Source organism: Barnesiella sp. CU968, assembly GCF_905219685.1.
Lineage (GTDB): Bacteria > Bacteroidota > Bacteroidia > Bacteroidales > Muribaculaceae > Lepagella > Lepagella muris_A.
The window spans coordinates 1-2,405 of the sequence record NZ_CAJMXD010000423.1 but is presented as its reverse complement, the minus strand read 5'-3'; the positions used below and the strand labels follow the sequence as shown (position 1 = coordinate 2,405).

Genomic DNA, 2,405 nt, shown 5'->3' with positions numbered 1-2,405 from the left:
ATTTATAATGTTGATATTTATTCTTTTATAATATTACATGTAATATTATAAAAGAATAAATATCAACATTATAAATGAGAATAAATACAAAGATAGTAATGGCATCGGTGCTGACAGGCATCATGCTTGCGATGAGCAGTTGTGAAGAGACAAAGAGCTATTCCGAACTTCTGACTGAAGAGGAGCATGCGGTGAACTGGTATCTTGCCCAGCATATTGTATCGCTTGAGATCCCGCAGAATGGCGACTTCGAAGTTGGAGAGGATGCTCCATATTATAAAATGGATAAAGACGGCTATGTATATATGCAGGTCATCAACAAGGGATCTGAAACCGACAGACCGGAGAAAGGAGATCTTGTCTATTTCCGTTTTATGAGACTGAATTTGAAAAATTATCAGTCTTCCGGGTCTGAGGTCTGGGAAGGTAATTCAGAGGATCTGAACTTCACAAGTTCGAGTCTTGTATATGGAAATAATGTTCTGACTTCGACAACCCAGTATGGAGAAGGCATTCAGGTGCCTCTTGAGTATCTTGGCTATGATTCAGAGGTCAATCTCATTGTAAAGTCCCCCGAGGGATTCACGGAAGACACCAGTTCGTGTCTGCCTTATGTATATAACATAAGATATTTCAAGGCAGAGTATTGATTCGTTTAAAGTATTAAATCGCTAAATAGTATACAGAAGTGTCACTTATCAAATCAATTTCCGGAATCCGAGGCACTATCGGAGGAAAGGTGGGAGAAGGATTAAGCGCAGTGGATGTGGTTCGTTTCACGGCATCCTATGCATCGTTCATCAAGGAGTCATATAATGGAGACAGCAACACGATAGTTGTAGGTCGTGATGCGCGTATTTCCGGAAAGATGGTCGAGAATCTTGTTGTAGGCACGCTGATGTCTATGGGTTTTGATGTAATAAATATCGGCAAAGCCTCTACCCCTACGACCGAACTCGCTGTAGTAGGCGAGAAAGCTTGTGGAGGCATCATCATCACGGCAAGTCACAACCCGGTTCAATGGAATGCCTTAAAACTTCTGAATCACAATGGTGAGTTCCTTTCAGACGCGGAGGGAAAAGAAGTGATCCGCAGAGCGGAGAATGACGCGTATTCTTTTGCAGAGGTTTTTTCTCTGGGAAATACATACAATAACGAGACTTGGGCAAACCGTCATATAGAGATGGTGAAAGCTTTGGCACTTGTAGATACCGATGCTATATCCAAATGTAATTTTACGGTTGCTGTCGATGGCATAAACTCCGTAGGCGGTGAGATAATACCGATGCTTCTCCGCTCTCTTGGAGTCAATAACATCATTGAAATCAACTGCGAGTCAACCGGCAATTTCGCGCACACCCCTGAACCGATACCGCAAAATCTTACAGAGATATCCGATGTAATGCGCAAAACAGGAGCAGATGTCGGTTTTGTTGTGGATCCTGATGTTGATCGTCTTGCGATTGTCATGGAAAACGGAGAGATGTTTGTGGAAGAAAACACGTTGGTCGCAATTGCTGACTATGTGCTTTCACATACACCCGGTTCAACTGTCTCAAATCTCAGCAGCTCAAGAGGTCTGCGTGATGTGACACGTTCGCATGGATGTGAATATAGCGCGGCTGCTGTAGGTGAAGTCAATGTCGTGACAAAGATGAAAGAGGTGTGTGCCATCATCGGTGGCGAAGGTAACGGAGGAATCATATATCCGGAACTTCATTATGGTCGAGATGCGCTTGTTGGCGTGGCATTATTCCTTACACTTATGGCAAAGTCCGGAAAGAAAGTGTCTGAAATCAAAGCCGGTCTTCCACATTATGAGATTGCAAAGAATAAGATAGAACTCACTCCGGATATTGATGTAGACAAGATTCTCGAAGCTGTCAAACTGCATTTTGCCGATGAGGAGGTAAACGATATAGATGGAGTTAAAATCGATTTCGCCGACAGCTGGGTTCATCTTCGCAAGTCAAATACGGAACCGATTATTCGTATTTACAGTGAAGCTGCAACGATGGCGGAAGCGGATAAACTCGCCGACAGTATCAAGCAAATCATAATCTCCTTAAAATAACGTACCTTTGTAAGGTAAAAACATTATCCATATGCTGAAGAAATTCTTTCTTAATACGCTCTCTTCGTTTGTCGGGGCATGGATTGCTCTGGTTCTTTTCGGTGTGGTCGGAGTAATTGTGGCTGTCGGACTTGTCGCCGGCATGCACGGTACTGATGAAGTGGCAAGTGTAAAAAAACACTCGATTCTTACTCTCGAACTCTCTGGTTCGATAGTTGAATCCGAAACGCCGAGCTCGATTAACTATACAGCTCTGATGTCAGGTGGAATCGAGAAACCCCAGACATTGAATGTGATAGTCGAGGGGCTCAAAGAGGGTGCGGACAACAAG

2 protein-coding genes and 1 pseudogene are annotated in these 2,405 nt (G+C 43.4%); all 3 read left to right on the top strand.

The window, feature by feature from the left end; all coding sequences use genetic code 11:
* Window positions 1-74: 74 nt before the first annotated feature.
* Window positions 75-650 carry a DUF4827 family protein gene (locus JX312_RS12320; RefSeq protein WP_204458187.1) on the top strand — a complete coding sequence of 192 codons (576 nt, stop codon included), beginning with the start codon at window positions 75-77 and terminating at the stop codon, window positions 648-650.
* A gap of 38 nt (window positions 651-688) precedes the next feature.
* The gene (glmM, locus tag JX312_RS12315; RefSeq protein ID WP_204458186.1) at window positions 689-2,074 is read left to right on the top strand and encodes a phosphoglucosamine mutase; all 1,386 of its coding nucleotides are present in this window, start codon (window positions 689-691) and stop codon (window positions 2,072-2,074) included.
* A gap of 31 nt (window positions 2,075-2,105) precedes the next feature.
* A pseudogene (locus tag JX312_RS12310) lies at window positions 2,106-2,405 on the top strand (hypothetical protein); the annotation flags it as partial.